The sequence below is a fragment of the Mesorhizobium sp. 113-1-2 genome (assembly GCF_016756475.1).
GTDB lineage: Bacteria > Pseudomonadota > Alphaproteobacteria > Rhizobiales > Rhizobiaceae > Mesorhizobium > Mesorhizobium loti_C.
On record NZ_AP023242.1, the window covers coordinates 5289910 to 5310161 of the forward strand.

Here is a 20252-nt window from a genome sequence, read left to right on the forward strand (position 1 = left end):
CCATCCGCGCGGCAAATTCAACCGATTCGGATTGTGTCTTGCGTCGCTCGATCCCTGCGCTCCCAAAAGCGCCGACCTTGATTCCGGCACAGGCCTTCACCATTTCATCATCGAGCGGCCCGCACCCTAAGTCGGGCCCTGTTACGAGGAAATGACATGAACGCGCGCGTTCTCGACGGTGAAATCATCAACACAAGGCTTGACGATGTCAGGGCCTATGAAGGCGTGCGCACGAGGCGCATCCTGGCCTTCGTGCTCGACTACATCATCGTCGCCCTGCTCACCATTCCCTTCGCCATATTGGTGTTCTTCCTCGGGCTTTTGACCCTCGGTCTTGGCTGGATGCTGTTCGGCATCCTGGTGCCGGTCGTCGCCATCCTCTACATCTGGAACACGCTGGGCAGCGCCGACCAGGCCACCACGGGCATGAAGATGATGGGTATCCGCCTCGACCGTCTCGACGGCCGGCCGATCGACGGCCTGACCGCGGTCGTCCATTCGGTGCTGTTCTGGGCGGGCAACGTCATCCTGTCGCCGCTGGTCCTACTGGTGACCTTGTTCTCCGACCGCAAGCGCACGCTGCATGACCTTCTGCTCGGCACGGTGGTCAGCCGCAGCGGCCGTTAAAGGCGGTTTTCGGGAGCGCTCCTGCCTCGTCGGCGCAAATGTGAAGGCATCCGATTGCGCGCACCTTCACAATCCTGTTGAATTTTTCGCTTTCCGCGCCAAAGGTAGAGCGACTCGAAGGAGTGTTTCCAAGACTTAGATGACGCAGCATCCGACCCAGTCGCCGCAGTTCTTCCTGACCGCGCCGTCGCCGTGCCCCTATCTCGACGGCCAGTTCGAGCGCAAGGTGTTCACGCATCTGGTCGGCGACAAGGCGTCGGAGATGAACGACCTGTTGACGCAAGGCGGCTTCCGGCGTTCGCAGAACATCGCCTACAGGCCAGCCTGCGAGACCTGCCGCGCCTGTGTTTCGGTGCGCATCCTCGCCCAGGAATTCGTCCCCAGCCGCAATATGAAGCGCGTGCTGCAGCACAATTCCGATCTCGTCGGCGCCATGCACAATGCCGAGCCCTCGACCGAACAATATTCGCTGTTCCGCAGCTATCTCGATGCCCGACACCGCCGCGGCGGCATGTCCGACATGACGGTGCTCGACTATGCCATGATGGTCGAGGACACCCATGTCGACACCAAGGTGATCGAATACAGGCGGCGCGGACCCGACACGTTCATCACCGGCAAGGGCCAGGGCGAACTCATCGCGGTGGCGCTCACCGACAAGATGGCCGACGGCCTGTCGATGGTCTATTCCTATTTCAATCCCGAATTCGAGGAGCGTTCGCTCGGTACGTTCATGATCCTCGACCACATCGCCCGCGCCAGGGCGATGGGCCTGCCCCATGTCTACCTCGGCTACTGGGTCAACGGCTCGCGCAAGATGAATTATAAGATGCGCTTCATGCCGCAGGAGCATCTCGGCCCCAAGGGCTGGGAGCGCTACACCAACGAAGCGGTTTCACGCTGAGTTTTTCCACGATCCGCGCTTAAAACTGTTTCAAGGCAGGGGATGCTGGTCTTTCAGCCGGTTGGCTGCAGAGAGTGCGCCATTGCACGGGTCAGCCGTCGGCCTGCATTTCATTGCGAAAGTTCCTGCATGTCCTCCCACCATGATCACCAGAAGGGCCTTCTGATAACCGCCATCGGCGGGCTGACGCTGACCGTCGACATACCATTGATCCGCCTCGCCGATGGTGGCGCATGGACCATCATGCTGCTGCGCACCGGCACCACATTCGTCGCCGCCATGGTCATCTGGTCGGTCTGGCGGGCGCTCAGCCGCAACGCCCCGCCGCTCATCCCCGGCTGGTCCGGCCTGATCGTGGCGATCTGCTATGGGCTGACCGGGATCACCTTCGTTACCGCCGTCTATCACACCTCGACCGCCGATCTGGTCTTCATCCTGGCCTTCAACACCGTGTTCGCGGGCTTGCTGTCCTGGCTATTCCTGAAGGAGAGGCCGCAGTTGGTGACGATCATCGCCATGTCGATCATGATCCTCGGCGTGCTGGTCATCGTCGGCGGGTCGGTCGGCACCGGCAAGCTGTTCGGCGATTTCATGGCGCTGTGCTCGGCCTTCTTCATCGCGGTCGCCATCACCATTTCGCGCGCCAGCGGCAAGGACATGGGCTTCACCTCGCTGGTCGGCGTCCTTCTGCCGATGGCGCTCGCCGCCCTCATGGTGTCAGGCGAAGGCTTTCACGTGAACGCGCCCTGGTGGATCATCTTCAACGGCGCCGTCATCATGCCGATCTCGTTCTTCTGCCTTGCCGCCGGGCCGAAATACATTTCGGGGCCGGAGGTGGCGATGTTCTACCTGCTCGAAACCGTGCTGGCGCCGGTCTGGGTGTGGATGATCTTTGCCGAGACACCGACCCGCAACAGCCTGATCGGCGGCGCGATCCTGATCGTCACGCTGGTCGCCCATTCGCTCTGGCAGTTGCATGATGGCCGCAGGCGCCGACCCGATCTCGCGGTGCATCATCCAGTCTAGAACAAGCTTTCGGGATCAGGCGCTGGCCTTCTTCGCCACGCCAGGTTCCGGCAGGATCTCGATCTGCGGACCGGCTTCGATCTCGGCTGCCGAGTCGGCTGCGATCTCGTCGACCAGTTCCACCTCGCGCAGCCACTCGCGCCAGATGGCGACCAGCAGCGCCATCAGCACCGGGCCGATGAACAGGCCGAGAAAACCCATCGTCTTGACGCCGCCGATCAGGCCGAAAAAAGTCGGCAGGAAGGGCAGTTTTATCGGCCCGCCGACGAGCTTCGGGCGCAGTGTCTTGTCGACGATGAACAGTTCTACCGCGCCCCACAGGAACAGCGCCAGACCGGCCATGGGCGAGCCGCTGGCGGCGAGGTAGATCGAGACAAGGGTGAAGGACAAAGGCGCCCCGCCGGGGATGAGCGCCATGACGCCGGTCAGGGCGCCAAGCGTCACCGGCGACGGCACGCCTGCCAGCCAGTAGGCAATGCCCAGCACCAACCCCTCGCCGATGGCAATGACGGTCATGCCGGTCACCGTCGAGGAAATCGTCGCCGGCACGACACGCGAAATCCGCTCCCATCGCGTTGGCAGGATGCGCTCGCCGAGGCGGTCGACCTGGCCGGCGAAATGCTCGCCGTCACGATAGGCGAAGAACAGGGCGATCATCATGAACAGCAACGTCAGCAGCAGCCCAAAGGCACTGCCGCCGGCGGCGAGCGCGCCGCGATAGATGCTGCCGATATTGGCGCCGCTGACCAGTTGGATCAGCTCACCAATGCCGCCGGGATGACCAAAATTGGTCGTCCATTGTTCGTTCAGCCAGTCGCCAATGACAGGCATGGTCGCGATCCAGTGCGGCGTCACGGCCCCGTGCCGATTGGTCTCGATCGCCCAGCCAACCCACTCGCGCACCTCGTTGATGGCATAGGTGCCGGCAAGCGCGATCGGTATCACCAGGAACGCAAGGATGAACAGGATAGCCAGAGTGGCGGCGATGGTGCGGTTGCCGCCGACACCAGCCAGCAGCCGCTGGTAAAGCGGCCAGCTGGCGAAAGCGATGACCAGTGCGGCCAGCACCGGGAACAGGAAGCCGTGGAAAAAATAGACGCCGGCGGCGACGATCAGCACCAGCAGCCAGCGCGCCGCCGACAGCGGCGGAATGACAGCCGACCGCAGCGGCGTCGACAGGCCGAACAGGCGCTGCTGCCGTTCCGGTTTCTGGATCCTGGATTCCTTCAAACGCCCGTCTCTCTCAAACACCCTTCCCCGTTATGCACTGATATAGTGCAGCAATCGTGACGATACTCCAAATGATGATGTGCAGCGTCCTTCTCCCCTTGTGGGAGAAGGTGGATCGGCGCGCAGCGCCGAGACGGTTGAGGGGTGTTCCAGCGGAGTGAGACGTTGGTGTTCCCTGGAGCACCCCTCATCCGACCGAGCTTCGCTCGGCCACCTTCTCCCACAAGGGGCCTGTTGCGCAGTTTCGGGAGTGCGCGGACGGGAGTGGAATGCAGCGGGTTGTTGCTTGCGCTTGTGGATTGGAGTCTGGTTTTGAGGGGTTGAGGTGGCGGTTCGGCCCGTACGGCCGGACTGCAGGCGCACCTATCCCGTGATGGCGGCCCATCGGCGCATGTTGAAGGCGATCGCCGCCATCGTCACTTGGGCGGACGCCTTGGCCAGTCCGACGTAGCGGATCGCGGTCAGCTTCATGCGGTTCTTGAGCGTGGCGAAGGTGGTCTCCACCGCCGCCCGACGCCTGGCGATGAGGCGATTGTAGCGTTTGAGCCGCAACGGCAGCTCCGGATGATGCTTGTTGGGGCGGCGCGCGATGCGCACCTTCTTGCCCTCGGCCTTGAGCCGGGCACGCCGGGCGTGCGTGTCGTAGGCGGCATCGGCCCACACCGTCTTCTCGTCGCTGCGGATCAAGTCATCGGCCATCACCGTGTCGTTGACGTTGGCCGGTGTGGTGATCACCGTGCGGATGATGCCAGAGCCCTCATCCACGCCGACATGGGCCTTGTAGCCAAAAGTGAAACCGCCCTTGCCCTGCCGCGTGGTGACACGGGCGTCCGCATCTTTCGAAGGCCGCTCAGCTGTCGGCGGCGCTGAGACTGCATCGATCAGCGTTGCATCCAGCATCGTGCCGCGCTTCAGGATCACGCCGGCCTTCTCCAGCTGCCGGTCGAGTTCGCCAAACAGCTTCTCCAGCAGCCCTTCACCGACAAGCAGATTGCGAAAGCGCGAGAGCACCGTGTGGTCGGGAATGCTCTCTCCCAGCCCAAGCCCGGCAAAACGCCGGAACGACAGCCGGTCGCCGAGCGCCTCCTCAAGTTCGCGATCCGACAGCCCATAAAGCGATTGCAGCAGCAGTGCCTTGAACAGCACCAGCGGCGGCCAAGCCGCCCGACCCGGTCCGCCATCGCGCAGAGGGTTAAGCAGCTTCTCGAAGCGGTACCACTTCACAAGGCCAGACAACCGGTCGAGCGGCGAGGAGCCACCCGACAGCTTGTCGCCCAGAAATCCCTCCACCAGACTCAACTGACCTGTCCGCTTCACCGCCATCGGTTCGTCCTCCGAGCTTATGTCTCAGAGAATCACAACCAGCCAATTACGCAACAGGCCCACAAGGGGAGAAGGAAAGGACGGCCGCTACCCAAACTTCCCCGTCCTCGGGAAACCCTTCGGCACCATGCGCCCCGCCGAGGCGCGGGCACCGATCCATTCGGCCAGTTCCTCGCGCGACCGGGTGAACGTGCGGTCGGCCGAATCCTGCCAAGACAGGCCTGTCTCCAAGGTGAACGGCTTGAGATCGAGCAGGCCGCCATCCTTGTATTTCTGCAGCCGCACGCCCTTGCCGCGGCCCATCTCGGGAATTTCCGAAAGCGCGAACACCAGCATCTTGCGGTTCTCGCCGACGATGGCGAGGTGATCGCCGGTCACCGGTACGCAGCGCTTGGCTTCGTCCGGCGCCTTGACGTTCATCACCTGCTTGCCCTTGCGGGTGTTGGCGACCACTTCCTCCTCCGGCACGATGAAGCCGTTGGCGTCATAGGACGCCAGCAGCAGCTTGCGTTTCGGATCATGAACGAAGGCGGTGACGATGTCCTGGTCGTTGTCCATGTCGACGATGATGCGGATCGGCTCGCCATGACCGCGCCCGCCGGGCAGCCGGTCGGCACCGATCGTGTAGAACTTGCCGCCGGTGGTGAAGACCAGCACCTTGTCGGTGGTCTGCGCGTGGAAGGCGAGCTTGAGGCTGTCGCCTTCCTTGAAGGTCAGCGTCGAGAGATCGGCCAGATGGCCTTTCATCGCTCGCAGCCAGCCTTTTTCTGAAACGACAACGGTGACCGGCTCGCGCTCGATCATGGCGTGGGCGATGTCGGTCAGATCGTGCTCGGGCGCATCGGCGAACTGGGTGCGGCGCTTGCCGAGCTCGGTTTCCGGGCCGAACTTGTCGCGAATGCTGGTGACTTCCCACTTGATCGTCGACCATTGCTTGGCATCGGACGCCAGCAGCGCTTCGATCTGCTTCTTCTCGGTGGTGAGGCCGTCGAATTCCTTGCGGATCTCGAATTCTTCCAGCTTGCGCAAGGCGCGCAGGCGCATGTTGAGGATGGCTTCGGCCTGGGTGTCAGTGAGATCCCAGCGGGCCATCATCACCTGCTTGGGCTCGTCCTCCTCACGGATGATCTTGATCACCTCGTCGATGTTGAGATAGGCGATCAGGTAGCCGGCAAGGATCTCCAGCCGTCTCTCGATCTCGCCCAGGCGATGTTTCGAGCGGCGGATCAGAACGTCGCGGCGATGATCGAGCCATTCCTGCAGCACGCCCTTCAGCGACAGCACGTTAGGCACCTTGCCGCGCGACAGCACGTTCATGTTGAGGGGAAAGCGGCTTTCAAGCTCGGTGAGCTTGAACAGCGATTCCATCAGGATACCCGGATCGACGGAACGGCTCTTCGGTACCAGCACGACACGGATGTCTTCAGCGCTTTCGTCCCTGATGTCCTCGAGCAGCGGCAGCTTGCGCGCCATCAACAGCTCGGCGATCTTCTCGATCAGCCGCGCCTTCTGCACGCTATAGGGGATTTCGGTGACGACAATGCTCCAGGTGCCCCTGCCCTGGTCCTCCTGGCTCCACTTCGACCGCACGCGGAAACCCCCGCGCCCGGTCTCGTAGGCTTCGAGGATGGAGGCGCGGCTGTCGACGATGATGCCGCCGGTCGGGAAATCCGGGCCCTGGACGAACTCCATCAGCTTGGCCACCGGGGCGTCCCGATGCTCGATCAGGTGTAATGCCGCGTCGCAGAGTTCAGCCGCATTGTGCGGCGGGATCGATGTCGCCATGCCGACCGCAATGCCGGACGAGCCGTTGGCCAGGAGGTTCGGGAAGGCGCCGGGGAGCACCACCGGCTCCTCGTCCTCTTCATTGTAGGTCGGCCGATAGTCGACGGCGTCCTCGGTGATGCCGGCGAGCAGTTCAGTCGCCACGTCGGTCATGCGTGCTTCGGTGTAGCGCATGGCGGCGGCGTTATCGCCGTCGATGTTGCCGAAATTGCCCTGCCCGTCGACCAGCGGGTAGCGCATCGAAAAATCCTGCGCCAACCGCACCAGCGCATCATAGATCGACTGGTCGCCATGCGGATGGAACTTGCCCATCACCTCACCGACGATACGGGCACATTTGGCGAAACCCTGATCAGGGTTGAGGCGCAGCAGGCGCATGGCGTGCATGATGCGGCGGTGGACCGGCTTCAGCCCATCGCGAACGTCGGGCAGCGCCCGGTGCATGATGGTCGACAGCGCATAGGCAAGATAGCGCTCTTCCAGCGCCTTCTTAAGATCGACCGGTTCAATGTGATCGCCACCGCCATCTTGAGGCGGCAAAAGCCTTTTTCCCATGGGCTGGGACTAGCCGAGCGGGTGATTCGCGGCAAGAGGCGCGCACAGGACCGGACGACTTGTGCGCTGTTCTGCAACAGGAAACAGCAAAGTCGAGCTTGCCGGCCAACATCAGTCTGTTACATGCCACATCTATTGCGAAGCACGGTAACGCTCTACGGCCCGACCTTCATGCCAAATTCACTGCATTCTCCAATAGCATTCGGATGGGGTTTGCCTTTCACCGCGATTTTTGACCATTGTGCCGGGACACGCCTTTTTCCCGTCCAGTTCGTCACGGAATGGTGATGGCGCGAAGAATTGAAAAACAATTTCAGGACACTCTCAGGGACCTTGCGATGACAATCAAACGCTCAACTCTCCGGAAATTCGCTCTTTCGACCTTCTTGTTCACCCTGCCGCTGAATGCGGCCCTTGCCCAGGATGCCGCGGTTGCCGACCGGCTTAAGGCGGCGCTGGCAGCCCAGGGCGTCGACATCTCCTGGACCGGCGTCACCGGCGACAACACCAGCATGGTGCTGCAGGGCGTCGCCATCAAGCCGGCGGCGGAAAAGGAAGCCCTCTCCATCGGCGACGTCAAGCTCGAGAACGTGACCGCGGCCAATGGCGGCTTCGACATCGGCACCGTCTCGACCTCGGCCTTCGAACACAGCAAGGACGGCGTCACCCTCAATCTCAGCCCCTTCGTCATCCACGACATGACCGTTCCGGCCGATGGCGCCACCGGCCCGCTGGGCTCGCTGATGATGTACAAATCGGCTGAACTCTCCAACATGACGGTCAAGGTCGCCGACAAGACCGCCTTCTCGATGGATGGGCTTGCTATCCAGATCACGCCGCCCGCGGACGGCAAGGCGATGGAATTCACCGGCAACACGGAAAAGTTCACCGCCGATCTGTCGCTGGTCGACGATCCCAAGTCCAAGGAAGTTATCGACGCGCTCGGCTACCAGAACATCTCCGGCAATTTTGAGATGGCCGGCAACTGGCAGCCTTCGGACGGCAAGATGGAGCTGTCGAAATACGACATCTCCGTCGAGAATGCCGGCACGCTCGGCATGACCTTCGACCTCGGCGGCTACACGATGGACTTCATCAAGTCGCTGCAGGAAATGCAGAAGAAGATGGCCGCGCAGCCGGAAGGCGCCGACAATTCGGCGCAAGGCATGGCCATGCTCGGCCTGTTGCAGCAGCTTTCCTTCAACAGCGCCTCGATCCGCTTCGACGACGATTCGCTGACCGGCAAGGTGCTGGACTATGTCGGCAAGCAGCAAGGCATGTCGGCCAAGGACATCGCCAACCAGGCCAAGGCGATCGTGCCGTTCGGCATGGCGCAGCTCAACAACCCGGAACTGACGGCACAAGTGACGGCTGCGGTCAGCAAATATCTCGACGATCCGAAGAGCCTCGAAATCTCGGCCGAACCGCCGGCATCGGTGCCGTTCGCGCTGATCATGGCGGGCGCCATGTCCAACCCGCTCGACCTGCCGAAGACGCTTGGCGTCAGCGTCAAGGCGAACGAAGACTAATCGAACGGCCTCAAGACCAAGAAAAAGCCCGGCAGCGATGCCGGGCTTTTTTGTGGGATTATCGAGTCGAAACAGCCGGTTCTGCCGGTTTTTTAAAGTACCGCCGAAAACGCGCGATCAGCCGTCCTTCTTGGTCGGTGCAACGCGCAGCGCCAGTTCGCGAAGCTGCTGCGGCGAGGCTTCCGACGGCGCGTTCATCAGCAGATCATAGGCCTGCTGGTTCATCGGGAACATGGTGATCTCGCGCAGGTTCTTGGCGCCGACCAAGAGCATGACGACGCGGTCGACGCCGGCTGCCATGCCGCCATGCGGCGGCGCGCCATACTGGAAGGCGCGGTAGAGGCCACCGAAACGCTCTTCCACCGTGGCGCGATCCAGCCCGACCGTCTCGAACGCCATGACCATGGTTTCGGGCAGATGGTTGCGGATGCCGCCTGAGGCGATCTCGAAACCGTTACAGACCATGTCGTACTGGAACGCCTTGATGCCGAGCAGATCCTCGCCGTTCAGCGCATCGATGCCGCCTTGCGGCATCGAGAACGGGTTGTGGGCGAAGTCGATCTTCTTCTCCTCCTCGTTCCATTCGAAAAACGGGAAGTCGACGATCCAGCACAATTCGAAACGCTCGCGGTCGACGAGGTTCAGCTCCTCGCCGGCACGCGTGCGCGCGGCGCCCGCGAAGGACACGAACTTCTTCGGATCACCCGCGACGAAGAAGGCGGCGTCGCCATCGGTCAGGCCGAGTTGCTGGCGGATCGCCTCGGTGCGCTCCTCGCCGATGTTCTTGGCGAGAGGGCCGGCGCCTTCGAGTTTTTCGCCTTCCTTGCGCCAGAAGATGTAGCCCAAGCCCGGCTGGCCCTCGCCTTGCGCCCATGAGTTCATGCGGTCGCAGAAGGCACGGCTGCCGCCGGTCTTGGCCGGAATGCCCCACACTTCGGCCTTCGGGTCGTTGGCCAGGATGTTGGCGAACACCTTGAAGCCGGAATCGCGAAAATGGTCGGAGACGGCCTGCATCTCGATCGGGTTGCGCAGGTCCGGCTTGTCGGAGCCGTATTTGCGCATGGCGACATCATAGGGAATGCGCTGGAATTTCTGCGTCACCGGCTTGCCGTTGGCGAAGGCCTCGAAGACCCCGCGGAGGACAGGCTCCATCGTATTGAGCACATCGTCCTGTTCGACAAAACTCATTTCGAGGTCGAGCTGGTAGAACTCGCCTGGCAGACGGTCGGCGCGCGGATCCTCGTCGCGGAAGCAGGGCGCGATCTGGAAATAGCGGTCGAAGCCCGACACCATGATCAATTGCTTGTATTGCTGCGGCGCCTGCGGCAGCGCGTAGAAGGTGCCGGGGTGGATGCGCGACGGCACCAGGAAGTCGCGCGCGCCTTCCGGCGACGAAGCCGTCAGGATCGGCGTCGAGAATTCGGTGAAGCCGACATCGGTCATGCGCTTGCGCATCTCGGCAATGATCTTCGTGCGCGCCACGATGTTCTTGTGCAGCGTGTCGCGGCGCAGATCGAGGAAGCGGTACTTCAGCCTGATATCCTCGGGATAGTCCGGCTCGCCGAACACCGGCAGCGGCAATTCCTTGGCCGCCGACAGCACCTCGATCTCACGGGCGAAAATCTCGATCTCGCCGGTCGGCAAATTGGCGTTGGTGGTCTCGGGCAAACGCGCCTTGACCTCGCCATCGACGCGGATGACCCATTCACCGCGCACGGTCTCGGCGACCTTGAAGGCCGGCGAATCGGGATCGGCGACGATCTGGGTCAGGCCGTAATGGTCGCGCAGATCGATGAAGAGCAGGCCGCCATGGTCGCGCACGCGATGTACCCAGCCCGACAGGCGAACGGAAGAGCCGACATCGCTCTTTCTCAACTGGGCACAGGTATGGCTGCGGTAACGGTGCATTGTCATTGGTAAAGTCCGGGGCGCTGGGTGGCAGGCCAAAGCATCAAGCCCGGCCCAAAATTTGCGCGAAAAGCGCATGAGAGACCGGCTTTGTCAAGGCAAGCAGGCGATCCCGACGCCCGGCGTGCCGCCAAGTGTTCAAGCGAAGTGGATTTCGGCGCCCTGGCGTTCGAAATCGGCAAGGATCACGGGCGATGCCGTCTTCTCGACCACCAGATGGCGGATCGCCTCGGCTCCGGCGACGCGGTACGGCGCCGCGGTGGCGAGCTTGTCATTGGTGACGGCGATGACGATGCCGGCGCTGTTCCTGGCCATGGCCCGTTTCACCTCGGCTTCAGCCGAATCGAAAGCCGTCACGCCCCGCGAGGCATCGAGACCGCAGGAGCCCAGAATGAACAGGTCCGCGCCAAGCTGCGCGACGGCGGCCAGCGTGTCGGCACCGACGCAAGCACCGAGGTGGCGGTCGAACCTGCCGCCCAGCACAATCAACTCGATCAGGGCGTGGCCTGACAAGACCGAGGCAACTTCGAGCGAATTGGTGGCGACGGTCAGATCGAGGTCGCGCGGAATGGCCCTGGCTATCGCAGCATTGGTGGTGCCGCTGTCGATAAACAAAGTCTGTCCGCGCGCGAGCAATGCCACGGTCGCGCGAGCCAGCTGCGCCTTTTCTTCGACCGCATGGCTGGCGCGCAGGCCGACTGGCGTTGTCGCGAAAGGCGCCGCCGCAACCGCGCCGCCATAGACCCGGCGACAGTGCCCGGCTTTCGCCAGTTCCCTGAGGTCACGGCGCACCGTGTCCTCCGAAACGCCGAAGCGGCCCGCCAACTCGCCGGCCAGCACCCTTCCCTCGGCCGCAAGGCGATCGCGGATGATTTGATGCCGTTCATCGGTAAGCATTGCATGATCCTGTTTTCTTCATGCACGTTCTTGCATGATTTGCATGTTTATGCAAGATGTACGCGTACCAGGCGGTGATCACCGCCAGATCTCTTGCCCTGAAAGCATCGCCATGACCTTTGGCCTCAGCCTTGCCCCGCAACACCGCGTCTATGCTGGGTTCGCGATCTATTCCTTCGCCATGGGCAACATTTTTCCGCGGCTGCCCGACATCAAGCACGCCATGGGCATCGGCGACGGCACGCTCGGCCTTGCCCTGATCGGAACGCCGATCGGCACCTTGACGGCGCTGTCATTGGCAACGCCGCTGCTCGAGCGCGTCGGCTTCCGCCGCGCGCTGCTCGCTTTGGTCCCGCTGCTGGCGCTTGCCTATGCGATCGCGGCGCACGCGCCGGGGCCGCTGGCGCTGTTCCTGATGCTCTTTCCGGTCGGCCTGATGATCGGCAGCGTCGAGATCATGCTCAATGTCGAGGCCGACCGGACCGAATTCCTGGTCAAGCGCCGCATCATGAACCGCGCGCATTCGTTCTGGAGCATCGGCTTTTTCGGTGCCGGCCTGTTCGGCGCCGCACTTGCGCATCTCGGCATATCGCCGCAACTGCATCTGGCGCTGATCGTGCCGATCGTCGCGATCTCGATGGCGCTGTTCCTCGGCGGCTACCAGCCGGCGCCGAGCCGCTTCGCCGGCACCGGCGAGAAGGCACCCGTGCTGGCGCGGCCGACATTGCCGATCCTGGTCCTCGTCGCGGTGACGCTCTCGGCGATGCTGATGGAAGGCGCCAGCATCGACTGGTCGGCGATCTATATGCGCACAGTGTTCGAGTCAGGTCCCTTCGTCGCCGGCTTCACCGTGGCGCTGTTCGCCTTTTCCCAGGCAACCACGCGCTTCTTCGCCGACAGTTTCGTTGATCGCCATTCGCCGAGCGGCGTGGCGCGGGTGCTGCTGGCGATGATGGCGGCGGGCGTGATGCTTGTCTTCTTCTCGCCCATGCCGTTCGTTTCCATGCTGGGCTTTGCGCTTCTGGGGATCGGCACCAGCGCCCTCTTCCCGCTGGCGATCTCGGCCGCCGCCCAGCGGACGGACCGGCCGGCGGCGATCAATGTCGCGGCGCTGTCGCAGATCTCCTTCGTCGCCTTCCTGCTCGGCCCGCCGCTGCTCGGCTTCGTCTCCGACCATTGGGGCATCCGCTCGGCCTTTGGCATCGGCATACCGTTCATCATCCTCAGCCTGCTGACCGCGGGATCGCTTGGCCGGCGGCCCGCCGCCGACAAGCCCGCCGCGCCGGCGAGCGAGCCGTCCGAACCGACTCGGGACAAAGTACTGGCGCGGGCAGCAGAGGGGTGATGGCGCCTCCCTCGTGAAGGCGACGAGAGGACGGGCAAAAGGACTCAGGCGGCGTGCCCACGGCAAGCCGCGTCATAGTCGGCCAGCACCTGGCCGATCGCGTCGTGAAGGATGGCGTTGGGATCTCCCGCCGGCCCGAGCCTGGCCGGCACCATCGGCACGAACTGCCGCATCAGCGTTTCGGGAATGCCGACGCCGTTGAGCGCCTCCTGCAGACGGCCGACGGCAAGGCCGGCGGCGGGGTTGGTCCAGTAGTAGCGAATGCGGTCGCTATAGCTGTAATGCCGCTGCAGATGGAGGCGCGCTTCATCACCATGATAGTGGCTGTGCCAATGGCCGGGTGCCGCCAGCATCACGCGCTCCATCGTGCGGGCTAGCGACCTGTCGCCATAGTCCGCGATCATTTCGCTGGCGATCAGGTCAAGCCCGTAAAGCGCCTCGCGCAAGGCAAAGGTCAGACCCGGACCGACTTTAAGGATCGGAAAGCCGTTGCCGACAAGCGCGGTCAGCGCCGCACGGCTTTGGTAGTCGGTGGAATGCGCCTCATAGACGAGCGACGGCTCTTCATCGAGCAGTCCGGTCAGTGTTTTCGACGCCTCCGGCCTGTAGGCGACGACGTTCTGGCTGCCGAACTCGACGCCGGGCTGCACGACCACTGCAATGACGCGGCCAAACGCTTCCGCCAGACCCTCGCGGGCAAAGATTTCGCGATGAACCTCGATGGTGCGGCGCGCCGCCGCCGCCTCGGTGGGTTTGAGCTCGCTGATTGCGTGATCGACGCCGCCCGGGGCCGGAACTTCGGTGCCGATGATGTAGACCGGCAATGCGCCACCGCGCGCGAGCGCCGCCTTTTCAGCCGCCTTGGCCAGTCGCGCCGCCCGGGTCGCAATGGTCTCGTCATCCAGCGCCGCCGGCTCGCCGGCACAACCCATCGAGGCGTCGAGATGGATCTTGCTGAAACCGGCCCAGACGTAAGCAGTGACCATGGCCTCGGCCTTGCTCATCGCTTGTGCGGCCGGCTCAGTGCGCCACGGGTTTGGTCCGAGATGGTCACCGCCGAAGATGATGCGCTGGGGGTCCAGACCTTCCCTGCTGGCGATCTCCAGCACGAAGGCGACGAACAGGTCCGGGGTCATGCCGGTGTAGCCGCCGAACTGGTTGACCTGGTTGCAGGTTGCCTCGATCAGCAACGTGGCTTCCTTGTCGGCGACGGCACGCCTGATCGCCGTCTGGATCACCAGCGGATGGGCCGAGCAGATCGAGGTGATGCCGTAAGGCGAACCGTTTTTGCGCGCGGTGGCGAGAGCTGCGAGCGGATTGGCCATCATGTCGCCCTCTGTGTCCCGGCAATGAAATCGTCAAGCACGTCGAAGCCGGCAAGGCCCTCCATGGGCCCACGCCGCGTCACGTTGCGGGCGCCGGCGGCATTGGCATAAAACAGCGCCTTGGCAGGCTCCATCCCCTTGCGCCGGCAGGTTAGATAGGTCGCGCCGAAACAGTCGCCGGCCCCGGTGGGGTCGACTTCCTCCACCAGGAAGCCGGCACAGTCGATCCTGCTGCCATCGGCGCCGAAACGGGTGGAACCGGCAGCGCCGCGCTTCAGCACAATCTCGCCGACGCCTCTGGCGATCAGCGCCGTCACCGCCTCGCGTTCGTCATCGACACCCGCCGCGGCAAGCAGCTCGTCGCCGGAAGGCAGCAGCAGGTCCGCGTCGTCGACCAGCGCGGAAAATTGTGCGCCGTCGGCGCCGTCGATCAGCTCCTTGCGCACATTCGGATCGAAGGAGGTCGAGCCACCCCGCGCCCGCACCGCCTTTAAGGCATAGGCGACGATCTCCTTCAGCCCGGATACGGACAGGGTCGACCCCATGACATGCAGATGGCCTGCTTTGTCCGCCAGTTGGCGCGCCTCGGCGGTGAGCCGGATCTGCCCGGCGGCGGATTCGGCGATGTTGTAGACGAAGTCCCGGCCGCCGTCCGGCCTGTAGCGCACGAACGCGCTTCCGGTCGGGTAGCGGTCGCTGACATCAACGGCCGAAACGTCGACGCCGTCGCGCCTCAGCCTTTCCAAATTGATGGTTCCAAAATCGTCGCGGCCGACGCAGCCGATGAGGCCGGCGCCGCCGCCGAGCCTTGCCACCTGGTCGATGAAGATGGCCGGCGCCCCGCTCGGATAGGGGCCTATCAGCGTCAGCGGCTCGAGGAAGCCGACACCCCGCTCCGTCGCCATGATCTCGACCAGGATTTCGCCGGCGACTATCGTCGGCCCCGTGGATTGGGAGGCGATCTCCCTTCGGCGGTTCATTTCCTGCAATTCCTTCTCCCCAGCCGCGCGCCGGTCACGGCGCGCCGACTGCACGATAGCGCCTGTCCGCAGCGGAGGTAAATTGCGGCAAGGTTGAAGTCAATAGAAACTGCACGCACGTCCACTTATTTTACTGCGCATGCGGCTTTCTTCGTCGTCCCGGATGGCGAAGCCTCAAGCGTAGGACGAAGGCATGACGCCAGCATCAGACGACGACACGCTTGACTTGGCTTTCCTGTAGCGCAATAAAATGTATACGCATGTTCACTTACACATGCGCATTCGTAAAGGAGGAGACGAAATGCTAAGAGGTAAGCGTATCGGAATTCTTGGCCTGTCGGCCGCCGCTTCGGCACTGGCGGCCAGTGCCGCCCTATCCGAGGAGATCACGGTTGCGACGGTCAACAATGGTGACATGATCATCATGCAGAAGCTGTCGCCGGAATGGGAGAAGGCGACCGGTAACAAGGTCAACTGGGTGGTGCTCGAGGAAAACGTCCTGCGCGAGCGGGTCACCACCGACATCGCCACAAAGGGCGGCCAGTTCGACGTGCTGACGATCGGCGGCTATGAGACCCCGATCTGGGGCAAGAGCGGCTGGCTGACATCGCTCAACGATCTCGGCGACGATTACGACTATGACGACCTGATCGCTCCGGTGCGCAGCGGCCTGACCGTCGACGGCAAGCTCTATGCCGTCCCCTTCTACGCCGAAAGCTCGTTCACGCTCTATCGCAAGGATCTGTTCGACGCCGCCGGCCTGAAGATGCCGGAGCAGCCCACCTACGACCAGATCACGGAATTCGCCGACAAGCTCACCGACAAGTCGAAGGAACAATACGGCCTGTGCCTGCGCGGCAAGCCGGGCTGGGGCGAGAACATGGCCTTTGTCGGCACGCTGGTGAACACGTTTGGCGGCCGCTGGTTCGACATGGACTGGAAGCCGCAGATCAATTCCGACGCGTGGAAGAAGGCGATCGGCTGGTATGTCGATACGATGAAGAAGGATGGTCCTCCGGGAATAAGCTCCAACGGCTTCAATGAGAACCAGACCTTGTTCGCCTCCGGCCATTGCGCCATGTGGATCGATGCCACGTCGGCGGCGGGTCGCGTCTATGATCCGAAGCAAAGCAAGGTCGCCGACAAGGTTGCCTTCGCCAAGGCGCCGGTGGCGGTCACGCCAAACGGTTCGGCCTGGGGCTGGGCATGGAGCCTCGCCATTCCGGCCTCGACGAAGAAAGCGGATGCAGCAAAATCCTTCGTCAAATGGGCGACTTCGAAAGCTTATGTCCAGCGCGTCGGTGAGACCGAGGGCTGGGTCGCGGCGCCGCCAGGAACCCGCAAGTCCACCTATGCCAGCCCGGACTACCAGAAGGCCGCACCTTTCGCCGCGACGGTGCTTGCCGCGATCGAATCCGCCGATCCAACCAAGCAGACCAAGGATCCGGTCCCCTATACCGGTATCCAGTTCGTCGCCATCCCCGAATTCCAGGGCATCGGCACCGAGGTCGGTCAGGCGATCGCGGCCGCGGTGACCGGCCAGAAGTCGGTCGACGATGTACTCAACGGCGCCCAGACCTCTGTCGAGAACACGATGAAGGAGGCGGGTTACATCAAGTAGCCGAGCCCCGACAACAAGCCGGGATGCGGAACGTGCGCCGCCTCTCGGCCATCCGGCTCGCCGCGGAACTCCCTCGCGGTTGGCCGGAGGATGCGCGGATCCGTCTTGGTGAGCAAAAGGTGGATCCGTGCGTTCCTCGAAGGAGGAGGGATTGCATTCCTCCCGACCAAATTTCGAAATCGCGAAGAGTTGGAACCCTTGAATGAAGCTAGAGAATAAGACAGCCCTGATCACAGGCGGCGCGCGCGGCATCGGCCTTGGCTTCGCTGAGGCCTTCGTGCGCGAGGGCGCGCGTGTGGTGATCGCCGACATCGACATCGAGCGCGCGACCAAGGCGGCGGCGGGGATCGGCCCGCAGGCCAGCGCCAAAAAGCTCGACGTCACCGATCTCGCCGTGATCGAGAGCGTCGCGGCGCAAGTCGACAAGGAATTCGGCGGCATCGATATCCTGGTCAACAACGCCGCCATCTTCGACATGGCGCCGATCACCGATATCACCGAGGCAAGCTACGACAAGGTCTTCGACATCAATCTCAAGGGACCGCTGTTCGTGATGAAGGCGGTGGCCAATCTGATGATCAAACGCGGCCGCGGCGGCAAGATCATCAACATGGCCAGCCAGGCCGGTCGCCGCGGCGAGGCGCTGGTGCTGCTATACTGCGCCTCCAAGGCAGCGATCATCTCGGCGACGCAGTCCGCGGCACTGGCGCTCGTCAAGCATGGCATCAACGTCAACGCCATTGCGCCCGGCGTCGTCGACGGCGAGCACTGGGATGTCGTCGACGCCCACTTTGCCCGCTGGGAGGGCCTGAAGCCGGGAGAAAAGAAGGCTGCGGTGGCAAAGTCCGTCCCGATCGGCCGTTTCGCGAACCCCGAGGATATTGCCGGGCTGGCCGTGTTCCTGGCCTCCTCCGACAGCGACTACATCCTGGCACAGACCTATAATGTCGACGGCGGCAACTGGATGAGCTGAGGCTCGCAGCCCAAGGTCAAGGGAGACTGACATGAAGGCCATACGATTTGCCGCGGCCGGCGTCGCCGGCATGGCGGACCTCGAAATGCCCCGCATGAAAGCCGGCCACGCTTTGGTCCGCGTCCGCGCGGCCGGACTTTGCCACACCGACATCGAGGTGCTGCATGGCCGCTATGGCGTGGGCGCGTTTCCGCTGGTCCCCGGTCATGAATATGCCGGCACTGTCGAGGCGGTCGCCGACGATGTCGTGGCGGTGAAGCCCGGCGACCGGGTCGCCGTCGATCCCAACATACCGTGCGGCCACTGCCCCGCCTGCCGGAAGGGCCTGACCAATCTGTGCGCCTCTTTGAAGGCCTATGGCGTGACCGAGAATGGTGGCTTCGCCGAGTTCAGCCTCGTGGCCGTCGATCATCTGCACGGCATCGGCGATCTCGCCTTCGATACGGCTGCATTGGCCGAACCGCTCGCCTGCGTGCTCAACGGCCTCGGTGCCGCAGGCGTCGAGGCCGGCAAGCACGTGCCCGGCAATGCGCTGGTCTTCGGCGCCGGGCCGATCGGCCTGCTCATGGCGCTGTCGCTCAAGGCCAAGGGGGTCGCAAGCGTGGCGGTCGCCGATATCAGCGAACAGCGCCTTGCCTTCGCCGAGGCTCTCGGACTGGAACCGTTGGTATCCGGATCGCAGGCACTGTCGACGCGGGCGCGCGGCTTCGATTTCGTCGCCGATGCCACCGGTGTCGCCAAGGTGGTCGAAAGCATGATCGGCTTCACCGCCGATGGTGGCACGGCCCTGGTCTTCGGCGTCTGTGCGCCCGATGCCAGGATCTCGATTGCCCCGTTCGAGATCTTCCGCCGGCAGATCAGACTGGCGGGATCGCATTCGCTCAACCGCAACATCCCGCAGGCGCTCGATATCCTCAAGCGCGACGACGGCACGATGGCGCGGCTTGTCAGCCACCAGCTGCCACTGTCCGAACTGTTGCCTTTCTTCGGCAAGAGCAGCGGCGACCCGGCGACGATGAAAGTACAGTTTTCAGCGGAGTCCTAATTTCGAAGAACAGCCGCGCCTGGGGCCGCAGGCAGATTCCCCACTTGGAAAGCCTATTCCTTGTCCTTTCCGCCAAAAGGTGACTCAAGTAGACAGTGACGACGGCATTTCGAACAAGGAGCCCACGGATGGCAAAGACGATAAGGACGATGGAGGACTTCTCAGCCTTTGTCGGCCTGTCTCGCACCACCGTTTCCAAATATTTCAACGATCCCGGCTCAGTGCGGAAAAACACCCGAACCGTGATCGAGGCCGCGCAAAAGAAGTCAGGCTTCCGGCCAAGCATGTTCGCCGTCAATCTCAACCGCCGCCGCAGCAACATTCTCGGCGTCATCATTCCGAATTCGACGGATCCGTTCTACATGGCGCTGACGCGTCGCATCGAAACGATCGCCAATGAAGCCGGTTTCCTGGCATTTGTGCTGTCTTCCGACGGGCACGCCGAAATGGAGGACCAGGCGATCCAGACATTCAGGTCGATGAACATTGCCGGCGCCATCATCGCGCCGCTCGGCGTGCAATCCCATCACCGGATACTCGCAGAACTCGGATCAAGCATCCCGCTGATCTATGTCGACTCGCCGCTTGACGAGACCTCCTCGTTCGTCGGCACCGACAACAGGCAGAGTTTCCGGCTGATCGTCGACTATCTCTGCCGGTCCGGCGAGCCGCCCTGCTACTTCGCCATGCCGCTCGTCAACAACAACGCTTCGGCCCGGCAGGATGCCTATGTCGAGGCCATGCACCAGTTCAAGATGACGCCTGAAATCGTGCCCGTCACTGATGCGCGGTCATGGGATTTCGAGAAGTTCGGCTATGATGAAGCGCTTCGCATCCTGAAGGCGGAGGGCTTTGCCACCAAGACAGTGCTTTGCGCCAATGACCGTGTTGCCTTCGGCGTCATCGCGGCCGCCTATCAACTGGGCCTGAAGGTGGGCCACGGATCCGACTGCGATATGCGGGTCGCGGGACATGATGACCATCCGCTGTCGCGCTACGCCTGCCCGCCGATCACGACCGTTGCGCAAAACTACAATGAGATCGGCCGCCTGGCCATCGAACTTCTGCTGGAAAGGCTGGACGAAGAATCCTCGGCCAAACCAGGCAGCGGGCGCATCCTGCTCAACGCCGAACTCATGCTGCGAAGCTCGGCCTGAGCGCTCTCGGCAACCTTGAAGG

16 protein-coding genes are annotated in these 20252 nt (G+C 63.1%); 9 read left to right on the forward strand and 7 right to left on the reverse strand.

The features are described 5' to 3' along the window. Positions 1–156: 156 nt before the first annotated feature. From JN279_RS25865 to JN279_RS25875, 3 genes are all read left to right on the forward strand, one after another. The gene (locus JN279_RS25865; RefSeq protein WP_202350609.1) at positions 157–627 is read left to right on the forward strand and encodes an RDD family protein; all 471 of its coding nucleotides are present in this window, start codon (positions 157–159) and stop codon (positions 625–627) included. A gap of 139 nt (positions 628–766) precedes the next feature. After that, complete coding sequence (locus JN279_RS25870) at positions 767–1531, forward strand: arginyltransferase (RefSeq protein ID WP_095201618.1); 765 nt, start codon at positions 767–769, stop codon at positions 1529–1531. Between the two features lie 129 nt (positions 1532–1660). After that, the gene (locus tag JN279_RS25875; RefSeq protein ID WP_202350610.1) at positions 1661–2557 is read left to right on the forward strand and encodes a DMT family transporter; all 897 of its coding nucleotides are present in this window, start codon (positions 1661–1663) and stop codon (positions 2555–2557) included. A gap of 15 nt (positions 2558–2572) precedes the next feature. Here the strand turns inward: JN279_RS25875 and JN279_RS25880 are convergent, their stop codons facing one another. The 3 genes from JN279_RS25880 to parC form a co-directional block, all read right to left on the reverse strand. Continuing rightward, a complete protein-coding gene (locus JN279_RS25880) occupies positions 2573–3787 on the reverse strand; it encodes an AI-2E family transporter (RefSeq protein ID WP_096456937.1) in 1215 nt (404 codons plus the stop codon). 363 nt (positions 3788–4150) lie between these two features. Beyond that, the gene (locus JN279_RS25885) at positions 4151–5110 is read right to left on the reverse strand and encodes an IS5 family transposase (protein WP_096447906.1); all 960 of its coding nucleotides are present in this window, start codon (positions 5108–5110) and stop codon (positions 4151–4153) included. Positions 5111–5197: 87 nt separating this feature from the next. After that, positions 5198–7450: a DNA topoisomerase IV subunit A gene (parC, locus tag JN279_RS25890; protein WP_096456935.1), complete on the reverse strand. Its 2253-nt coding sequence runs from the start codon at positions 7448–7450 to the stop codon at positions 5198–5200. A gap of 338 nt (positions 7451–7788) precedes the next feature. Between parC and JN279_RS25895 the strand changes: the two genes are divergently transcribed. Further along, positions 7789–8979 carry a hypothetical protein gene (locus JN279_RS25895; protein WP_202350611.1) on the forward strand — a complete coding sequence of 397 codons (1191 nt, stop codon included), beginning with the start codon at positions 7789–7791 and terminating at the stop codon, positions 8977–8979. A 117-nt stretch (positions 8980–9096) separates the two neighbouring features. Here the strand turns inward: JN279_RS25895 and aspS are convergent, their stop codons facing one another. Together aspS and JN279_RS25905 are read right to left on the reverse strand one after the other, a co-directional pair. Next, entirely contained in the window at positions 9097–10887 is a 1791-nt protein-coding gene (gene aspS, locus JN279_RS25900; protein WP_202353798.1) for an aspartate--tRNA ligase, read from the reverse strand. A 138-nt stretch (positions 10888–11025) separates the two neighbouring features. Further along, on the reverse strand, positions 11026–11784 hold the full coding sequence (locus JN279_RS25905; protein WP_202350612.1) for a DeoR/GlpR family DNA-binding transcription regulator: 759 nt from the start codon (positions 11782–11784) through the stop codon (positions 11026–11028). Positions 11785–11896: 112 nt separating this feature from the next. Between JN279_RS25905 and JN279_RS25910 the strand changes: the two genes are divergently transcribed. Beyond that, complete coding sequence (locus JN279_RS25910) at positions 11897–13129, forward strand: MFS transporter (protein WP_202350613.1); 1233 nt, start codon at positions 11897–11899, stop codon at positions 13127–13129. A 44-nt stretch (positions 13130–13173) separates the two neighbouring features. On the opposite strand, the gene JN279_RS25915 is transcribed toward JN279_RS25910, so the two are convergent. Together JN279_RS25915 and JN279_RS25920 are read right to left on the reverse strand one after the other, a co-directional pair. After that, positions 13174–14454: a D-tagatose-bisphosphate aldolase, class II, non-catalytic subunit gene (locus tag JN279_RS25915; protein ID WP_202353799.1), complete on the reverse strand. Its 1281-nt coding sequence runs from the start codon at positions 14452–14454 to the stop codon at positions 13174–13176. Then, on the reverse strand, positions 14454–15434 hold the full coding sequence (locus JN279_RS25920) for a tagatose kinase (protein ID WP_202350614.1): 981 nt from the start codon (positions 15432–15434) through the stop codon (positions 14454–14456). The genes JN279_RS25915 and JN279_RS25920 overlap by 1 nt, the downstream gene beginning before the upstream one ends. Before the next feature lie 301 nt (positions 15435–15735). Here JN279_RS25920 and JN279_RS25925 point away from each other — a divergent pair, with 301 nt between their 5' ends. The 4 genes from JN279_RS25925 (at position 15736) to JN279_RS25940 (ending at position 20230) form a co-directional block, all read left to right on the forward strand. Further along, on the forward strand, positions 15736–17055 hold the full coding sequence (locus tag JN279_RS25925; RefSeq protein WP_202350615.1) for an ABC transporter substrate-binding protein: 1320 nt from the start codon (positions 15736–15738) through the stop codon (positions 17053–17055). Between the two features lie 202 nt (positions 17056–17257). Further along, on the forward strand, positions 17258–18028 hold the full coding sequence (locus JN279_RS25930) for an L-iditol 2-dehydrogenase (protein WP_202350616.1): 771 nt from the start codon (positions 17258–17260) through the stop codon (positions 18026–18028). Between the two features lie 31 nt (positions 18029–18059). Further along, positions 18060–19073 carry a zinc-dependent alcohol dehydrogenase family protein gene (locus JN279_RS25935; protein WP_202350617.1) on the forward strand — a complete coding sequence of 338 codons (1014 nt, stop codon included), beginning with the start codon at positions 18060–18062 and terminating at the stop codon, positions 19071–19073. A gap of 149 nt (positions 19074–19222) precedes the next feature. Beyond that, positions 19223–20230 carry a LacI family DNA-binding transcriptional regulator gene (locus tag JN279_RS25940; protein ID WP_244734756.1) on the forward strand — a complete coding sequence of 336 codons (1008 nt, stop codon included), beginning with the start codon at positions 19223–19225 and terminating at the stop codon, positions 20228–20230. Positions 20231–20252: the final 22 nt, after the last annotated feature.